General features: G+C 54.5%; 18 protein-coding genes. 8 read left to right on the forward strand and 10 right to left on the reverse strand.

Features of this window, described 5'->3' with window-relative positions; translation table 11 throughout:
* Positions 1-8: 8 nt before the first annotated feature.
* Positions 9-440, forward strand: a complete 432-nt coding sequence (locus ACXKZG_RS20000) for a hypothetical protein (RefSeq protein ID WP_488875345.1) — start codon at positions 9-11, stop codon at positions 438-440.
* 66 nt (positions 441-506) lie between these two features.
* On the forward strand, positions 507-1,838 hold the full coding sequence (paeA, locus tag ACXKZG_RS20005) for a polyamine export protein PaeA (protein ID WP_013200509.1): 1,332 nt from the start codon (positions 507-509) through the stop codon (positions 1,836-1,838).
* A 45-nt stretch (positions 1,839-1,883) separates the two neighbouring features.
* Here paeA and ACXKZG_RS20010 read toward each other — a convergent pair whose 3' ends face one another.
* The gene (locus tag ACXKZG_RS20010; protein WP_013200508.1) at positions 1,884-2,090 is read right to left on the reverse strand and encodes a DUF1107 domain-containing protein; all 207 of its coding nucleotides are present in this window, start codon (positions 2,088-2,090) and stop codon (positions 1,884-1,886) included.
* A gap of 316 nt (positions 2,091-2,406) precedes the next feature.
* On the opposite strand from ACXKZG_RS20010, the gene ACXKZG_RS20015 reads away from it, so the two are divergent.
* Positions 2,407-2,964 carry a YtfJ family protein gene (locus tag ACXKZG_RS20015; RefSeq protein WP_134823320.1) on the forward strand — a complete coding sequence of 186 codons (558 nt, stop codon included), beginning with the start codon at positions 2,407-2,409 and terminating at the stop codon, positions 2,962-2,964.
* A 690-nt stretch (positions 2,965-3,654) separates the two neighbouring features.
* Here the strand turns inward: ACXKZG_RS20015 and cysQ are convergent.
* Entirely contained in the window at positions 3,655-4,395 is a 741-nt protein-coding gene (gene cysQ, locus ACXKZG_RS20020; RefSeq protein WP_013200506.1) for a 3'(2'),5'-bisphosphate nucleotidase CysQ, read from the reverse strand.
* Positions 4,396-4,739: 344 nt separating this feature from the next.
* Here cysQ and ACXKZG_RS20025 point away from each other — a divergent pair, with 344 nt between their 5' ends.
* Positions 4,740-6,680 carry a bifunctional 2',3'-cyclic-nucleotide 2'-phosphodiesterase/3'-nucleotidase gene (locus tag ACXKZG_RS20025; RefSeq protein ID WP_346595419.1) on the forward strand — a complete coding sequence of 647 codons (1,941 nt, stop codon included), beginning with the start codon at positions 4,740-4,742 and terminating at the stop codon, positions 6,678-6,680.
* Between the two features lie 34 nt (positions 6,681-6,714).
* On the opposite strand, the gene bamJ is transcribed toward ACXKZG_RS20025, so the two are convergent.
* Entirely contained in the window at positions 6,715-7,335 is a 621-nt protein-coding gene (gene bamJ, locus ACXKZG_RS20030; protein WP_013200504.1) for a BamJ family beta-barrel-assembly machinery protein, read from the reverse strand.
* A gap of 300 nt (positions 7,336-7,635) precedes the next feature.
* Here bamJ and ACXKZG_RS20035 point away from each other — a divergent pair, with 300 nt between their 5' ends.
* Positions 7,636-8,190 (forward strand): LysM-like peptidoglycan-binding domain-containing protein, encoded by a 555-nt coding sequence (locus tag ACXKZG_RS20035; protein WP_151038417.1) that lies wholly within the window; start codon positions 7,636-7,638, stop codon positions 8,188-8,190.
* A gap of 65 nt (positions 8,191-8,255) precedes the next feature.
* Here ACXKZG_RS20035 and rplI read toward each other — a convergent pair whose 3' ends face one another.
* Genes rplI through rpsF form a run of 4 tightly spaced genes read right to left on the reverse strand, consistent with a single transcriptional unit; the run spans position 8,256 to position 9,701 of the window.
* Entirely contained in the window at positions 8,256-8,708 is a 453-nt protein-coding gene (rplI, locus tag ACXKZG_RS20040) for a 50S ribosomal protein L9 (protein WP_013200502.1), read from the reverse strand.
* Between the two features lie 41 nt (positions 8,709-8,749).
* Positions 8,750-8,977 (reverse strand): 30S ribosomal protein S18, encoded by a 228-nt coding sequence (gene rpsR / locus ACXKZG_RS20045; RefSeq protein ID WP_004392491.1) that lies wholly within the window; start codon positions 8,975-8,977, stop codon positions 8,750-8,752.
* A 4-nt stretch (positions 8,978-8,981) separates the two neighbouring features.
* Complete coding sequence (priB, locus tag ACXKZG_RS20050) at positions 8,982-9,299, reverse strand: primosomal replication protein N (RefSeq protein WP_071822094.1); 318 nt, start codon at positions 9,297-9,299, stop codon at positions 8,982-8,984.
* 6 nt (positions 9,300-9,305) lie between these two features.
* Positions 9,306-9,701, reverse strand: a complete 396-nt coding sequence (rpsF, locus tag ACXKZG_RS20055) for a 30S ribosomal protein S6 (protein ID WP_013200501.1) — start codon at positions 9,699-9,701, stop codon at positions 9,306-9,308.
* A 366-nt stretch (positions 9,702-10,067) separates the two neighbouring features.
* Here rpsF and ACXKZG_RS20060 point away from each other — a divergent pair, with 366 nt between their 5' ends.
* A complete protein-coding gene (locus ACXKZG_RS20060; RefSeq protein ID WP_041691874.1) occupies positions 10,068-10,277 on the forward strand; it encodes a hypothetical protein in 210 nt (69 codons plus the stop codon).
* A 35-nt stretch (positions 10,278-10,312) separates the two neighbouring features.
* Here ACXKZG_RS20060 and yjfP read toward each other — a convergent pair whose 3' ends face one another.
* Positions 10,313-11,062 (reverse strand): esterase, encoded by a 750-nt coding sequence (gene yjfP, locus ACXKZG_RS20065; protein WP_488875346.1) that lies wholly within the window; start codon positions 11,060-11,062, stop codon positions 10,313-10,315.
* 166 nt (positions 11,063-11,228) lie between these two features.
* Between yjfP and ACXKZG_RS20070 the strand changes: the two genes are divergently transcribed.
* Together ACXKZG_RS20070 and bsmA are read left to right on the forward strand one after the other, a co-directional pair.
* A complete protein-coding gene (locus ACXKZG_RS20070) occupies positions 11,229-13,163 on the forward strand; it encodes a methyl-accepting chemotaxis protein (RefSeq protein WP_134823315.1) in 1,935 nt (644 codons plus the stop codon).
* A gap of 54 nt (positions 13,164-13,217) precedes the next feature.
* Positions 13,218-13,541, forward strand: a complete 324-nt coding sequence (gene bsmA / locus ACXKZG_RS20075) for a biofilm peroxide resistance protein BsmA (RefSeq protein WP_134823314.1) — start codon at positions 13,218-13,220, stop codon at positions 13,539-13,541.
* On the opposite strand, the gene ACXKZG_RS20080 is transcribed toward bsmA, so the two are convergent.
* Positions 13,518-15,146 carry an isovaleryl-CoA dehydrogenase gene (locus ACXKZG_RS20080; RefSeq protein ID WP_488875347.1) on the reverse strand — a complete coding sequence of 543 codons (1,629 nt, stop codon included), beginning with the start codon at positions 15,144-15,146 and terminating at the stop codon, positions 13,518-13,520. The two genes, bsmA and ACXKZG_RS20080, sit on opposite strands and share 24 nt — an antisense overlap.
* 101 nt (positions 15,147-15,247) lie before the next feature.
* Entirely contained in the window at positions 15,248-15,985 is a 738-nt protein-coding gene (gene rlmB / locus ACXKZG_RS20085) for a 23S rRNA (guanosine(2251)-2'-O)-methyltransferase RlmB (protein ID WP_106381850.1), read from the reverse strand.
* Positions 15,986-16,007 lie beyond the last annotated feature (22 nt).

Genomic DNA, 16,007 nt, shown 5'->3' on the forward strand with positions numbered 1-16,007 from the left:
TCCTGATTATGATGCCGGCCCTTATTCCAGTTGGGCACAACGCTTTCTTTACGTTCTTTCCAGGCGCGGGATCCTGTAAGCATGGCAACTTTTTGCCGCTTATGGCCCTCTATTTGCCCGTAAAGCCAAATTTATTAACTTATTGTGTGCAAAGTATCGACACGTTACAACACAGGATCGTGATCGAATGTTACTTCGGCACTCTCCTCAACCAGACTCGGATTAATCTCACCCAGCCCATCGCCGCAATTGTAAGCATGCGGCGGCACGGCTATAATCCTTTGCACAAGTCGTCTGACGGCTTGTTGACTGACTTCTGCCCCGGCAATCTTGCCGAACAGGCGCAGACATTTTTGGCACGGATAGCCGAGCTCTTATCATGGGACATGACGTCCGCAGATCCTCAAACGCTGCCCAGGCCAAAAATGACAAGTAATTAAACTCAAGGCCGGTTCCGGGCACTTTCACCTGATCGTTACTGAATCGAGCCATTTTATGGATGTTTTATGTTAGACAGTTTGCTTGTCATCGTACTGCTGATTGCGATCAGCTCATTTTTCTCATTGTCAGAAATCTCGTTGGCTGCAGCCCGTAAAATCAAGCTGAAGCTGCTGGCGGATACCGGCAATATCAACGCGCAGCGCGTGTTGAAGATGCAGGAAACACCCGGGATGTTTTTTACCGTGGTGCAAATCGGCCTGAACGCCGTGGCTATTTTAGGCGGTATTGTGGGCGACGCCGCCTTCTCTCCGGCATTTCGTTCTCTTTTTCTACGCTTCACCTCCCCGGAGCTGGCCGAGCAGCTAAGTTTTATCTGTTCATTCACCGTGGTGACCAGCCTGTTTATCCTGTTTGCTGACCTGTTCCCAAAACGTCTGGGGATGATCGCGCCAGAGCAAGTCGCGCTGAAGATCATCAACCCGATGCGTTTTTGTCTGTTTATCTTCCGTCCGCTGGTGTGGTTCTTTAACGGCGGCGCTAACATCATTTTCCGCCTGTTTAAAATCCCGCTGGTGCGTAAAGACGACATCACTTCCGATGATATCTACGCCATTGTGGAAGCGGGTGCGCTGGCTGGCGTGCTGCGTAAGCAGGAGCATGAGCTGATTGAAAACGTGTTTGAGCTGGAGTCACGCACCGTACCTTCTTCGATGACTTCCCGTGAGAACATCGTTTGGTTCAATTTGCACGAAGACGAAGACAGCCTGAAGGAAAAAATCGCTAATCATCCGCACTCCAAGTTCCTGGTGTGTAATGAAGATATTGACCATATCGTCGGCTATGTCGATTCGAAGGAGCTGCTGTTAAGGGTGCTGGGCCATCAGAGTATGGCGTTGAACAGCGGCGTGCAGATCCGTTCCGCGCTGATCGTGCCGGATACCTTAACGCTGTCAGAAGCGCTGGAAAGTTTCAAAACCGCCGGCGAAGACTTCGCGGTGATCATGAATGAGTACGCACTGGTGGTCGGCATTATCACGCTGAACGACGTGATGACCACTCTGATGGGCGATTTGGTCGGTCAGGGCATGGAAGAGCAGATTGTGGCCCGTGACGAGAATTCGTGGCTGGTTGAAGGCGGCACGCCGATTGATGACGTGATGCGCGTGCTGCATATCGATGAGTTCCCGCAGTCCGGTAACTACGAGACCATTGGCGGCTTTATGATGTTTATGCTGCGCAAGATCCCGAAACGCACCGACTTTGTGAAGTTCCACGGTTATAAGTTCGAAGTGGTGGATATCGACAGTTATCGTATCGATCAGCTGTTGGTGACGCGGATTGATGCCCGTCCAACCACGGCGGCGTCGGTGTTAACGCCGGTGCCGGAAGAGTCGTAGCGGGAAGCAGGAAACAGAAAGGCGCGAGAATTCGCGCCTTATTTTTTAGTTAAATTCGGTTTGTAATCGCAGTACCTGGCGGTTCACTTCTGACATCACGCTGTAATGCTGTTTATCTTTAACGCGTGGGATCAAGATTTTGCCTTTATCGAACTCAAATGCGCCTACGTCTTTGATGTATATCCTGCCGCGAAACAGTGTTTTTACGTATTTGGCCACCTGCAGCGGATTATATCGCTGAAAGATCTTCATGCTGGTAATACTCCTGAAAAAGATATGTGCGCTGCGTCGTGTCCAATTTCGGTACGAATCCTTGCAGCGCAAAGTGGATTCACTATAGACCAACATCGCCTTCCTGAAGTCCGAAAACCGACTTTTTTTCCTGTTTTTACACATCATGACAGTACAGACTGCCTGCTGGTTATGTCGAAACAGTATAAACCTTCAATTGAAAGGGATTTGTGCTGTGTGTTGCAAAGATGTTATTCCGATGCGACAGCAGCATCTTCTGCGCTTATTATTGCAGGAACATGACTAACTGGTCGGATCACATCAAAAGGTCGAGTCCATGAATACCGTTCGCTTATTTTTTGTTCTTATCGCGCTGTGTTTCTCCTCATTTGCCGGCGCACATGGTTTTGCAGAAGGGCAACGCGTGCCTGCCGTGGGCATCACGGATAAAGGTGAGCTGGTGTTGAAGCAGGAGGATTTCAGTTATCAGAACTGGAACAGTGCAAAGCTGCCGGGCAAGGTGCGGGTGATCCAGCATATTGCCGGGCGCTCTTCTTCCAAGGAGAAGAATGCGGCGTTGATTGAAGCCATTAAGTCGGCGAAGTTTCCGCATGATCGTTATCAGACCACCACCATCGTCAACACCGACGATGCGATCCCCGGCACCGGGATGTTCGTTCGCAGCAGCATCGAGAACAACAAGAAGCAGTTTCCGTGGTCGCAGTTCATCGTCGACAGCAACGGCGTGGCCAAAAAGGCCTGGCAGTTGGATGATGCCGGATCGGCGATTGTGGTGTTGGATAAATACGGCAAGGTACGCTTCGCCAAAGACGGTGCGCTGACGCAGGATGAAGTGAAGAACGTGGTGGCGCTGGTACATAAGTTATTGGAGTGAGGCGCGGGTTAAGTCAAAACCGGCTTAGTGGTCAGGCGTCAGCATAGAGCGCGTTGTTCAGGTCAAAACCGGCTCAGTGGTATGGCGTCAGCATAGAGCGCGTTGTTCAGGTCAAAACCGGCTCAGTGGTAAGGCGTCAGCATAGAGCACGTTGTTCAGGTCAAAGGCTGCTCGGGTGGTAAGGCGTCAGCATAGAGCGCGTTATCCGAGACGCCGTGAATCCATCCCTGGAGGCTTGGCTGCGGCATCCCTGCCGCAGACACTCGGCTAACGCGCTCTATGCCGCCACCCAATAACATCAGTGTTGTTGGTGGGTCTTGTGGACGCACAGGTCAATGGCCGCTGCTGAGTGGGTGTTGAAGTATGTGCCCGATAAGAACAGGCAACGTTGAGTGGGTTTTGAAGTGCGTGCCAGATAAGAACAGGCAACGCTGAGTGGGTTTTGAAGTGTGTGCCCGATAAGAACAGGCAACGCTGAAGCTTTGGGGAAGGGAGAGAAGGTTGATAGCGAGTCTTCGGCGACAGGTATGTCGCCGCTGAGCCCCCAGGGATGGGTTTACGGCGTCTTTGCGTTCAACCTTCTCTCCCTGAGCTTGCCACAAGTTTCCACAGACGACTTGCTATCTCCCTGCGACAAACTCAGCTGAACCTACCGCCAGAACATCCAGATGACTCGCGCAATAACACCAATCAGAACAGCGAAACGCGGAAGCCTGGGTTGAGGAAGGATTCGCGCGGCGTGTAGTCGAGTGTTTTGCCCTTCCAGTCATGCACGTATGCACCGGCAGCGATGGCGACCGCGTGACCTGCGCCGGTGTCCCAGATATTGGTTGGTCCGAAGCGTGGATAAAGCTGCGCTTTGCCTTCTGCCACCAGGCAGAACTTCAGCGAGGAGCCGATGGCCGTGGTCTGGTGCTCACCCAACTGGCTTAAATAGTCTTCCAGCTCGGTGTCTGAGTGGGAGCGGCTGACGACCACCAGAGGCGGATGCGCTTCACGCACCTGAATCTGCTCGTGATGACCGCCCTCGTCTTTCCATGCCTTACCGTCTGCTGCGGAATACATTACCTGCAGCACCGGCGCGTACACCACACCCAGCACCGGCTTGCCGTTTTCGATTAGCGCGATGTTGACGGTAAACTCGCCGTTGCGCTTAATGAATTCCTTGGTGCCGTCCAGCGGATCCACCAGCCAGTAACGCTGCCAGTGCTGACGCTCCTCCCAACCTGCCGGATCTTCTTCCGACAGTATCGGGATTTCCGGGGAGAGGTCGGTCAGCCCCTGAACAATCACGTTATGAGCTGCAATATCCGCCGCCGTCACCGGCGAATCATCGGACTTGTGAGCCACATCCATCGGTGCCTGTCCGTCATACACCTTCATGATTGCATCGCCTGCTTCCCTGGCCAGCTGGCAAATTTTGTCTAACATTTTCCACCTCTTGATTAGCATCTTGATGCCGGACTCTGCCGGCAGGTGTTACGTATCAGGCCGCCTTTTTTACAGCTAAAAACCTCTACTGATCATAGCAGCTGAATTTTAGCCGCCTGTCGCGCTGCGGGCCAGGCCCGCTGATTTCGACAGATTAGGTAAAAAGTTGACCTTAGTTATCAACAGCATAATTCATTTTCTCTCGCGGAACCCCCTGTTTATCCCGCCAGGGTCATAAGAGGTAAATATTTGTGGCAGATCACAGTTATGTGAGACACAACGTAACAGTTTCATAAAAATTTGAGATGTTAGGGAGTGATGGCATCGAAATTTACGGAGAAATGATGATTAAGCCTGTTTATACCCTCGCAGCCCTGCTGGTTGCGACCTCTCTGCATGCGGCCACGGTGGATTTTCGCCTGCTGGAAACCACCGATCTGCACAGCAATATGATGGACTTTGACTATTACAAAGACACGCCCACGGAGAAATTTGGCCTGGTGCGAACCGCTACGCTGATTGACGCCGCGCGCAAAGAAGCAACCAACAGCGTGCTGGTCGACAACGGCGATATTATTCAGGGAAGTCCGCTTGGCGATTATATGGCGGCCAAAGGCCTGCAGCAGGGTGAAGTGCATCCGGTGTATAAAGCGATGAATACCCTCGATTATACCGTCGGCAACCTTGGCAACCACGAATTCAACTATGGCCTGGACTACCTGCATAAAGCGATTAGCGGCGCGCGGTTCCCGTATATCAACGCCAACATCATTGATGTCAAAACCGGCAAACCGCTGTTCACTCCTTACTTGATTAAGGAGGTCGAGGTCACGGACCGTGACGGAAAAAAACATACGCTGAAGGTCGGTTATATCGGCTTTGTGCCGCCGCAAATTATGGTCTGGGACAAAACCAATCTGACCGGCAAAGTCACGGTGAATGACATTACCGAAACCGCCCGCAAGTGGGTGCCGGAAATGCGCAAAGCCGGTGCCGATCTGGTCGTCGCGATTCCGCACTCCGGGCTGTCTGGCGATCCGTATAAGGCGATGGCCGAAAACTCCGTCTATTACCTCAGCCAGGTGCCGGGGATTGATGCAATCCTGTTTGGTCATGCGCATGCGGTGTTCCCGAGCGCCGACTTTGCCAGCATTAAAGGCGCTGACATCAAACAGGGGACGCTGAACGGCATTCCGGCCGTCATGCCCGGCATGTGGGGCGATCACCTCGGTGTGGTCGATCTGGTGCTGGATAATCAGCAGGGGCACTGGCAGGTCAGCAGCGCGAAGGCCGAAGCGCGCCCGATTTACGACAAGACAGCGAAAAAATCGCTGGCGGCGGAAGATCAGGCCTTGCTGAAGGTGATGAAGCACGATCACGATGCCACCCGCGAGTTTGTCAGCAAGCCTATCGGCAAGTCGGCGGATGTGATGTACAGCTATCTGTCACTGGTGCAGGACGATCCGACCGTGCAGATTGTGAATAACGCCCAGCGCGACTACGTGCAGCGCTATATTCAGGGCGATCCGGATCTGGCTAACCTGCCGGTACTGACGGCAGCCGCGCCGTTTAAAGCCGGTGGCCGCAAGAACGATCCCGCCAGTTATGTGGAAGTGGAAAAAGGACAGCTGACCTTCCGTAATGCCGCCGATCTGTATCTTTATCCTAATACGCTGGTCGTGATGAAAGTCAGTGGCAAAGAGGTTAAAGAGTGGCTGGAGTGCTCCGCCGGCCAGTTCAATCAGATTGATATCCACAGCAGCAAACCGCAGTCGCTGATTAACTGGGATTTCCGCACCTATAACTTTGATGTGATTGATGGCGTTAATTACCGCATTGATGTCACCCAACCGGCGAAATACGACGCCGAGTGTCAGCCGCTCAATGCCAATGCCTCACGTATCAAAGATCTGACCTACAACGGCAAAGCCATCGATCCGCAGGCGACGTTCCTGGTGGCCACCAATAACTACCGCGCTTATGGCGGCAAGTTCGCCGGAACCGGTGAAAGCCATATTGCCTTCGCCTCGCCGGATGAGAACCGCTCGGTAGTGGCGGCGTATATCAGCGCGCAGACCAAAGCGCAGGGAGAAGTGAAACCGCAGGCGGATAATAACTGGAAGCTGGCGCACATTGAGAGTGCCACGCCGCTGGATATTCGCTTTGAAACCTCACCAGGTGAGAAAGCCGCTCAGTTTATTCGCGAGCACGCGCAGTATCCGTTACAGCAGAAAGGGACTGATGAGGTGGGGTTTGCCGTTTATCAGCTAGATTTGCAGAAATAATGATGAGTGGGCCAGGCGTCCCTGGCCCGAAATCTTACAGGATTTCTAACAACTCAACTTCAAATACCAGGGTGCTGAATGGCGGGATAGAGGCACCCGCACCACGCTCACCGTAAGCCAGCTCATGAGGGATAACCAGCTCCCATTTGGAACCCACTGGCATCAGCGTCAGCGCTTCAATCCAGCCTGGGATAACGCCGCTAACCGGGAACTCAGCCGGCTCGCCACGCTGTACAGAGCTGTCGAACACGCTGCCATCGATCAGTTTACCGGTGTAATGCACGCGTACGCGATCCTGACGGGATGGGATAGCACCCTCGCCCTGCGCAATCACGCTGAACTGTAAACCAGACTCGGTGCTGCTCACGCCTTCACGCTTGATATTGTCTTGCAGGAATTTCTGACCTTCTACTGCCATTTCCTGCTGGCGCTCACGACGCACGGCATCAGCACGCTCATGAACTTCACGCAGCGCACGGTGAACAACGTCAACAGGTACAGCAGGGGCGTTCCCTTCCAGCGCATCGCGCAGGCCTGCCAGCAATGCTTCTGGCTGCAGACCCTGCAGTCCAGATTCCAGCAGCTGCTGGCCAACCTGTAAACCGATACCGTAACTTGCTTGCGCTTCTACGCTGTCAAAAGAAGGGGTAGTCATGGAATTTCCTTTCATCATTGATAAAAACAGAAGACGAAGCATAACAGCGCAGGCAACGGGCGTAAAATGGCATCTTCTTCAGGTGACTTTTGCTGGCTAAAAGGAAACAATACGCGGATCCCACGGGCGGAATAAACTCCGCACGCACAATGCGTTATCAGCTATATTTTAGTCGAGGTCAAAATGGGCCATCTTGCCCGCAGGCGAAGGAAAAGCCAGTCGCTTTCTCTAAACGGGTGGTTTCACCGGATAGCAAAAAGCTCACTATTTGCGCGTGGTTCGCGCCAGGAGGATGACGCAATGCCCAAAGCGTCTTCAGCATCACGAGTACCCCACTTCTTCCGCCAGGTCTGGCACCTGCCGGATTCCGTCCGCTGGATGGACCCGCTGCCGCCGGGCCATCGTCGGGGGATCATTCTCGCTATCATTTTGATATTACTGGCGTTCCTCTGGCCAGCGCCCTCGCCTGTGCAGCCGCAAAGGCCCATCACGGCCGATTCGTCGTCCGGAACAGAGGTGCCGATGCAGGCGGAGATTAACGACCAGCAGCCGGAAACGCCTCAGGCGCCGGCGAAAACCAGCAATGATTCTCAGGGCACCTGGCACAGCTATCAAATCGCATCCGGCCAGACGCTGGCGCAACTGTTCCGCGACAATAATTTAGCCGTGAATGATGTGTTCGCGATGGCGCGGGTGGAAGGCGACGATAAGCCGCTGAGTAATCTGAAAACCGGTCAGGCAGTGCGTGTGCGTCAGAATGCGCAGGGCGTGGTGAATGGATTAACGGTAGATACGGATAACGGGCAGATTTTGTTTACCCGCCAGCCAGACGGATCCTTTATTCGCGCGCAATAAAGCCCGATCGACAAAAACAAAAACGCCGGCACGTGGCCGGCGTTTTTATGCGGTAACGTTAGCGATTAAGCTGCTGAAACCACGTTTACAATCAGTTTTGCCAGCACATCGCTGTGAACCTGGAACTCAACTTCATGCTCACCGGTAGTACGCAGAACGCCGTTCGCCAGGCGAACTTCGCTCTTGTTCACTTCAACGCCAGCTGCAGTAACTGCATCAGCGATGTCGCGAGCACCGATGGAACCGAACAGTTTACCTTCGTCGCCTGCTTTAGACGCGATGGTAACGTTGCCCAGTGCGTTGATTTTCTCAGCACGTGCATTAGATGCAGCCAGAACGTCAGCTTGTTTAGCTTCCAGTTCTGCACGACGTGTTTCGAAGAACTCAACGTTTTTCTTGGTAGCAGGAACAGCTTTGCCCTGTGGTACCAGGAAGTTACGAGCGTAGCCCGCTTTAACGTTAACCTGGTCACCCAGGTTACCGAGGTTTGCTACTTTATCAAGCAGAATAACTTGCATTACCTTATCCTCTTAAAGTCGTTAATAGACAGCGGCCGATATTACTGATGACGATCAGTGTATGGCAGCAGGGACAAGTAGCGAGCGCGCTTGATGCAGCGGGCCAGCTGACGCTGGTATTTTGCACGAGTACCGGTAATACGGCTCGGGACAATTTTACCACTTTCGGTAACGTAGTTTTTCAGCGTAGCGATATCTTTGTAATCAATCTCTACAACGCCTTCCGCGGTGAAACGGCAGAACTTGCGACGACGGAAATAACGTGCCATTAGGCTAGTCTCCAGAATCTATCAATTCAATCTGCTCGGCATGCAACACCGTCTTATTCAGTCCATTACGCCCTTGATGGCTGCTAATGAAACCTGAAACGGTGAGAGGCGTGCCGACCGTTATACTTTGAGTAATGTGCTGATGCGCTTTGCCGCTAATAATGACCGGCATACGACACCAGGCTTGCCGGGTAAAACCGGCTTCCACCTGCTCGGAACGGTGCTCAAGCACGAACTGGCAATGTGGAATACCTGACGGGCTCACTTTACGCGTCGGTGTCTTGCACACGGTGCCAGACAACGTCAGCCGATTAGCCGTCACGGTAAATTACTCTTCAGAATCCCCAGCATCTGCATCATCAGAGGTTTCGTTAGCAAAATCTTCGCGACGATCACGACGCTCATCTTTCGCTTTAACCATCGGAGATGCTTCAGTTACCGCGTGCTTAACGCGCATAACCATGCTGCGGATAACGGCGTCGTTGAAGCGGAAGTTAGTTTCCAGCTCATCGATCACTTCCTGCGGAGCTTCTACGTTCAGCAGAACGTAATGTGCTTTGTGCAGTTTGTTGATCGGGTAAGCCAGCTGACGACGGCCCCAGTCTTCCAGACGGTGAATCGTGCCTTCTGCACCAGTGATAGCACCAGTGTAACGCTCGATCATGCCAGGAACCTGTTCGCTCTGGTCAGGGTGTACCATAAATACGATTTCGTAATGACGCATCGAATTTGCTCCTTACGGATTATTCAGCCTCCTGTCAGGGTCAGCCGCGGCCCATGGAAGCAAGGAACGTGTATGTTTGAGCGGCTGAAAAAATTGACGCGTAATCATACTGGCGGGGCCGGAAAAACTCAAGGTAATGTCGGGGCGGGGAGTAAATAATTTGTCAATTTCGCGGCCAGGCACAGGGGCATTCTGTGCTAACTGAATAAGATCATCAGCTTAACCGAAAAGTCGTTCAAAAAAGTTGATCTAAAACAGCAAGAATTACTAATACCTTTTAAGTCGCGGTGGGCTAAACTATACAGGTTGCTTATGACACGACCCTGACGTCCGCGTCAGACGGTATTACCAGATTGTGGAGTTATTATGAAAACCATCGCAATCGCCTCCTTACTAGGTCTCTTCCTTTCCACATCCGCCTTTGCCATTTCGACCGGCACCGAGCAGCAGGTGAAAAGCTACACCAGCAATGCGGCGAACAGTTATGTCTATATTAACCGGATACCTTCTCCGTTAGACAAAACATCGCATAAAGCCCCAACTACCGCAGCAGAGCGACTGTCCAAACAGTTGTAGCGGTGAAGGGTCCCGGGCTTCCCCGGGAACTTGCCTTATAAATGATGCTTAAAAAACGCCGCTATCGCTGTCAGTGCTGGCGGAGTGATGCGATGCCCGATGCCGCTTTCGACGATATACGTCAGATTCGCATCGAGCTTCGCTTCGCGCATCGCTTTTTCTAACCTGACGCTCTCTGCGGCAGGCACCACCTCATCCGCTTCGCCATGCCAGACCAGCAACGGTCGGTTAGCCAGTTTTTCCAGCTGCCCGCTGACGTCATACTCCGCTAACGGCGCCAGTCGGTCTGCCAGTTCCTTTTTCTGCTCGGCGGTTTTGGCCACCAGCGGCGGGAACAGCGTGTGCGACAACGACATAAAATAGCCCGATCCCATCATGCAGGCGACGCAGGCAATCTGGTCGTAACGGGCCATCGATCCCAGCGCGGTCATGCCGCCCATCGAGGCGCCGGCCACCGCAAACCTGCCCTCTTCAATCAGATGCTGCTGGCGTAATGCCGCCTCAATCCGTGGCACCTCATCAATATTGCTTTTCAGGATCTCCCAAAAACGGGTCAGCCGGAATTCCGTGTCGCCGTTATACCGCGCACCGTGCATATCAGCATCCGGCATCACCACCCGGAAACCGGCCTGAGCCAGCTCGACGGCAAAATAGGCGTACACCTCTTTTGAAGAGGTGAAGCCATGCCAGAACAAAATGGTCGGTAAGGGCGTGTGGCGTTTACCGGCGGGCGTGGCGTGCAAACAGTCGATGCCGGCAAAAGATTCGGTAGCAATCTCAATCATTAAGCCTCCATGGAAAACAGGGTGGACTGACAGGGCGCCAGCGGATTGCGATGGAATTTGAGTTTATTATCTAAACCGTTAGCCTGCTCACAAAATTAAAAACTAAATGTTTCAGGTCTGTTGCCGTTAACCGATGCAAGCCCCTTAAACCTTCAACAGGCCTCCCATGAAAAAACTCTCATTCAGGCGCTGGAGCCTTGGCGTCAAGCTCTCGGTGATCACCTCATTCAGTGTCGCCATATTGTTCCTGATCCTGACGCTGGCGCTGACCCACAATGCGGCAAAACAGCTGCAGGCGTTGACCCAGGAAAATATGGATAACCAGGTCAGCGGCATTGGCGATATGGCGTCGATGTTTGACAGTACGCTTAGCGAAGAAGTCGCCAATTACACCGCGCTTTTCCAGAGCTTCTTACCGAAGCGTTTTTCCGTGGACGACAGCCAGCAAATCACCGTTGGCACAGAGCAGACCCCTACGTTACGCGCCGGGCTGAAAACCCTTAACCTCGATCAGGTGCTGGTTGATGATTTCCAGCAGCGTACCGGCGCCATCTCCACCATTTTTGTGCGCATGGGCGACGACTTTATGCGTATTTCCACTTCTCTGCGTAAGCAGGACGGCGAACGGGCGATCGGCACCCGGCTGGATCACACCAGCCCGGCCTGGAAGCTGATGCAGAAAGGAGAAATTTATCAGGGCGTAAGCATGCTGTTCGGCAAGCGCTATATCACCCAGTATCAGCCGGTAAAAGACAGCGAAGGCAAGGTGATTGCCATCCTGTTTGTCGGCGTGGACATTACCAAGCAGTATGCCGAAATTCGCCAGAAGGTGCTTGCCAAGAAACTGGGCGAAACCGGCCATTTTGTGGTGCTGGACAATGCGGCCGGTAAAAATCACGGCAACTTCGTGTTCCACCCAACGGAGGAAGGCAAGCAGCCACGCTGGTCAGACGCGGTTCAGCAGCAGCTGTTGACGCAGGATAAGGGCACGCTGGAAGCGGAAGGCGAAGATGGCAGCCGCCAGATCATGACCTGGCGCCATCTGCCGGAGTGGAACTGGGTGATCCTCGGCGAAGTGAACAAGGCCAGCCTGCTGGCGCCGATCGATCAGACCCGCGATCTGTTCCTGCTGATTGGCGCTGCGCTGGTGCTGCTGTTTGCCCTCGGCTTCGTCATCACTACCCGCCACTGGCTGAGCAAGCCGCTGCAGGAAGTGATCGAACTGGCACGTCATTACTCGGCAGGCAACCTGCAGGCGACGCTGACCACCCAACGCCATGATGAAGTCGGGCAGCTGATCCTGGCCATCAATGGCATTGGCGACGGGCTGGAGCGGATTGTTTCGCAGGTCCGCGCAGCCGCAGAAGAGATCAGCAGCGGGACGGATGCCATTGCGCTGAGCAGCGAGAACATCAGCGAACAGATCTCCCGCCAGGCCAGCAGCGTGGAAGAAACCTCTGCCAGCATGGAGCAGTTAAGTGCGACCGTGGCGCAGAACGCCGCTAACGTCTCTGAGGCGCTGACGCTGGTCGATGAAGCCTCTGCAGTGGTGCAAAACGGTGGCGAGACCGTGTCGCGCTCCGTGGTCACCATGACGGATATTAAAAGCGCCTCGCAGAGCATTGCCGACATCACCCACGTGATTGAATCGATTGCCTTCCAGACCAATATCCTGGCGCTGAACGCGGCGGTGGAAGCGGCACGGGCGGGTGAGCATGGCAAAGGCTTCGCGGTGGTGGCGGCAGAAGTGCGTGCGCTGGCACAACGCAGTGCGCATGCGGCGAAAGAGATCGACGGACTGATTGAAAACTCGCTAAGCAAAGTGGTTCAGGGGCACGATCTTTCTGAGCAGACGCGCAAGGCGATGGAGGATATCGTGGGTCGCATTGGTCAGGTGAAGGTGCTGATGAGTGAGATTAATATCGCCTCGAAAGAGCAGTCCGCCGGAATTGGTCAGGTCAACATTGCCATGAACCAGATCGGTCAGGCGACGCACCAGAACACCGAGCTGGTGTCGACCTCTGAACAGACCGCCCACGAACTGAGCCGCAAAGGGCACCATCTGACTCAGCTGGTGAGTGTATTTACGCTGAAAGGCTAATAATCACGGTGGGATAGCTTACACTATGAGCTATCCCACTGCTGAGATCGCACTATGAGCCGGTTACTGACAATCCTCTTGGTTTTGCTGACCGTTGGCTGTAGCCAGTTACAAACCCAACCTAAACCGCCACCCCCGCCCACTTCACACGCGCAGGAAGTCACGCGCGCGCAAAGCCTTAACCTGCGAAAAATCGGCACCATCAGCGTCAATGAGCGCGGTTCCCCGGATGATGCGCAACGCGCGATTGCCGCGAAGGCCAATGCAGCGGGGGCAACCTATTACTATATCCAGCTGGTCAGTGAGACGATAATGCCTGGGCTCTGGTACTCCAGCGCGATCCTTTATGGCCCTTCAGCCACCGCTGGCGCGCAATAACAGCCGTTCCGCCACCGTTTCGGGCAGCCGGGAAAACCCTCTGCGATCCAGCATCTGGCGGCACCAGGCATCCGCCAGCGCAGGTTCCAGCTGGGTCATCACCTGTACGCCGCAGGCCAGCGCGAATAAGCCTTCAGTCAGGTTACGTGCCTGCGCTTCCTGCGGTTTGCCGGCAGCAAGTTTGATCTGACGCCATAAGCTGTCGAAGTGGCGGTTCTGCCCTTTCACCGCGTCGAATTCTGCTGACAGCATCTCCCGGACGCCAGGCTGTTTGCTCAGCACCCTAAGCACATCCAGGCACATCACGTTTCCCGATCCTTCCCAGATGCTGTTCACCGGCATTTCACGGTAGATACGCGGTAGCTCGCTCTCTTCGCAATAGCCAATACCGCCGAGCACTTCCATCGACTCGGCCACAAAGCCGATGCCGCGTTTGCAGACGACATATTTGGCAGCAGGCGTAAAAAGCCGGCTGAAAAGTTTTTCCGACGCCGTGGCTTGATGGGACCAGGCCCGCGCCAGCCGCATCAGCATCGCCGTTTGTCCTTCCAGCACCAGCGCCTGGGAAGCTAACAGCTGTCGCATCAGCGGTTGATCAACGAGATTTTTCCCCAACACCTGACGATGATGCGCGTGATACAGCGCGACCGAGAAGGCGCGGCGCATCATGGCGTGGCTGCCTAACGCGCAGTCAAAACGGGTATAGCCGCCCATTTTCAGGATCTGCCTGATGCCTTCGCCCTCTTCACCAATCAGCCAGCCGCTGGCGGCCAAAAATTCCACTTCACTGCTGGCATTGGAGCGATTGCCGAGCTTTTCTTTCAGCCGTTCGATATGCACCGCATTTTTCTCGCCACCCGGTAGCAGTCGCGGCAGGAAAAAGCAGGATAGCCCGCCTTTTGCCTGCGCCAGAACCAGATGCGCGTCGCTTTGCGGCACCGAGAAAAACCATTTATGGCCGGTGAGCTGATAGCATTCTCCGCTCCCGCGTGAGGCAACGGGCTCAGCGCGCGTGGTATTGCTGAGCACATCGGTGCCGCCCTGTTTTTCGGTCATTCCCATGCCGATCAGGAGCCCTCTTTTCAGCGGCGCCTCTTTGATATGCACATCATAACGATCGGACAGTAAGGGCGGCAGCCAGTCGGCAAAGGCCGCTGGCAGGTGTTTCTGTAATACCGGAATGGCACCGAAGGTCATGGTAACCGGACAGAGGCTGCCCGATTCGACCTGGGCGTGCAGCATAAAGCGCGCCGCACGGGCAACGAAAGCCGTCTCCGGGGCGTTATCCAGCCAGGGAAGGTTATGCACGCGATTGGCCGTCAACCCCTGCATCAGCAGATGCCAGGCCGGGTGGAAGCGCACATCATCCAGCCGTTCGCCGCAGGGATCGTAACGCAGCAGTTCGGGCGGAGAGCTGTTGGCCAGCCGGCCCAGTTCCAGTGATTCGGCACTGCCCAACTGCTGCCCGACCGAAGCCAAAAGATCGCCATCCCAACCCGCGCCTTCACGAAGCACGGCATCACGCAGAGGAGAGTCAGAAAGAAACAGGTTGCTGTTCGCCAGAGGGAGAGGTTGATTAAAAACGGTATGCGTTTTCCAGTTCATCGCGGCATCCTTATCATTAGCACTCATTCAGTATGAGAGACAGACAGGAACTGGGGGGATAAAGAAGGGAAATTCGGGGCGCAGGTCACGCCCCGGAGAGATTACTTACTGCTGCGCTGACGCACCGCTTCGAACAGGCAGACGCCGGTTGCCACAGAAACGTTCAGCGACGACACGCTGCCAGACATCGGAATGCTGATCAGCTCATCGCAGTGCTCGCGGGTCAGGCGACGCATGCCCTCACCTTCTGCACCCATCACCAGCGCCATCGGGCCGGTCATTTTGCTCTGGTACAGATTGTGATCGGCTTCACCGGCGGTACCGACAATCCACACGTTAGCATCCTGCAGAACGCGCATGGTGCGGGCCAGGTTCGTCACGGTGATCAGCGGCACATGCTCTGCCGCGCCGCTTGCCACTTTTTTGGCGGTGGCATTCAGCTGGGCAGAACGATCGCGCGGAACGATCACCGCGTGAACGCCCGCCGCATCGGCGCTGCGCAGGCAGGCACCGAGGTTATGCGGATCGGTAATGCCATCAAGGATCAGCAGGAACGGCGAGTCCAGGCTTTCCAGCAGATCGGGCAGGTCGCTTTCCTGATACTGACGGCCAGGCTTCACCCGCGCCACGATCCCCTGATGCACGCCGCCTTCGACCTGGCTGTCCAGCCACTGACGGTTAGCGATCTGCACCACAATGCCCTGGGCTTCCAGCTCTTTGATCAGCGGTTGCAGGCGCTTGTCATCACGCCCTTTGAGGATAAACACTTCCTGAAAGCGCTGAGGACTGCTGTCGAGCAGCGCCTTTACGGCGTGAATACCAAATACAATTTCACTCATTAATCTGTTACTCAATTAATCT

It is taken from the genome of Erwinia sp. 2186 (assembly GCF_057812255.1).

Excerpts from the sequence above, each read along its gene's own strand:
- ACXKZG_RS20000 (WP_488875345.1), top strand. The coding sequence starts at position 9 with ATGATGCCGGCCCTTATTCCAGTTGGGCACAACGCTTTCTTTACGTTC.
- paeA (WP_013200509.1), top strand. The coding sequence starts at position 507 with ATGTTAGACAGTTTGCTTGTCATCGTACTGCTGATTGCGATCAGCTCA.
- ACXKZG_RS20010 (WP_013200508.1), bottom strand. The coding sequence starts at position 2,090 with ATGAAGATCTTTCAGCGATATAATCCGCTGCAGGTGGCCAAATACGTA.
- ACXKZG_RS20015 (WP_134823320.1), top strand. The coding sequence starts at position 2,407 with ATGAATACCGTTCGCTTATTTTTTGTTCTTATCGCGCTGTGTTTCTCC.
- cysQ (WP_013200506.1), bottom strand. The coding sequence starts at position 4,395 with ATGTTAGACAAAATTTGCCAGCTGGCCAGGGAAGCAGGCGATGCAATC.
- ACXKZG_RS20025 (WP_346595419.1), top strand. The coding sequence starts at position 4,740 with ATGATTAAGCCTGTTTATACCCTCGCAGCCCTGCTGGTTGCGACCTCT.
- bamJ (WP_013200504.1), bottom strand. The coding sequence starts at position 7,335 with ATGACTACCCCTTCTTTTGACAGCGTAGAAGCGCAAGCAAGTTACGGT.
- ACXKZG_RS20035 (WP_151038417.1), top strand. The coding sequence starts at position 7,636 with ATGCCCAAAGCGTCTTCAGCATCACGAGTACCCCACTTCTTCCGCCAG.
- rplI (WP_013200502.1), bottom strand. The coding sequence starts at position 8,708 with ATGCAAGTTATTCTGCTTGATAAAGTAGCAAACCTCGGTAACCTGGGT.
- rpsR (WP_004392491.1), bottom strand. The coding sequence starts at position 8,977 with ATGGCACGTTATTTCCGTCGTCGCAAGTTCTGCCGTTTCACCGCGGAA.
- rpsF (WP_013200501.1), bottom strand. The coding sequence starts at position 9,701 with ATGCGTCATTACGAAATCGTATTTATGGTACACCCTGACCAGAGCGAA.
- ACXKZG_RS20060 (WP_041691874.1), top strand. The coding sequence starts at position 10,068 with ATGAAAACCATCGCAATCGCCTCCTTACTAGGTCTCTTCCTTTCCACA.
- yjfP (WP_488875346.1), bottom strand. The coding sequence starts at position 11,062 with ATGATTGAGATTGCTACCGAATCTTTTGCCGGCATCGACTGTTTGCAC.
- ACXKZG_RS20070 (WP_134823315.1), top strand. The coding sequence starts at position 11,229 with ATGAAAAAACTCTCATTCAGGCGCTGGAGCCTTGGCGTCAAGCTCTCG.
- bsmA (WP_134823314.1), top strand. The coding sequence starts at position 13,218 with ATGAGCCGGTTACTGACAATCCTCTTGGTTTTGCTGACCGTTGGCTGT.
- ACXKZG_RS20080 (WP_488875347.1), bottom strand. The coding sequence starts at position 15,146 with ATGAACTGGAAAACGCATACCGTTTTTAATCAACCTCTCCCTCTGGCG.
- rlmB (WP_106381850.1), bottom strand. The coding sequence starts at position 15,985 with ATGAGTGAAATTGTATTTGGTATTCACGCCGTAAAGGCGCTGCTCGAC.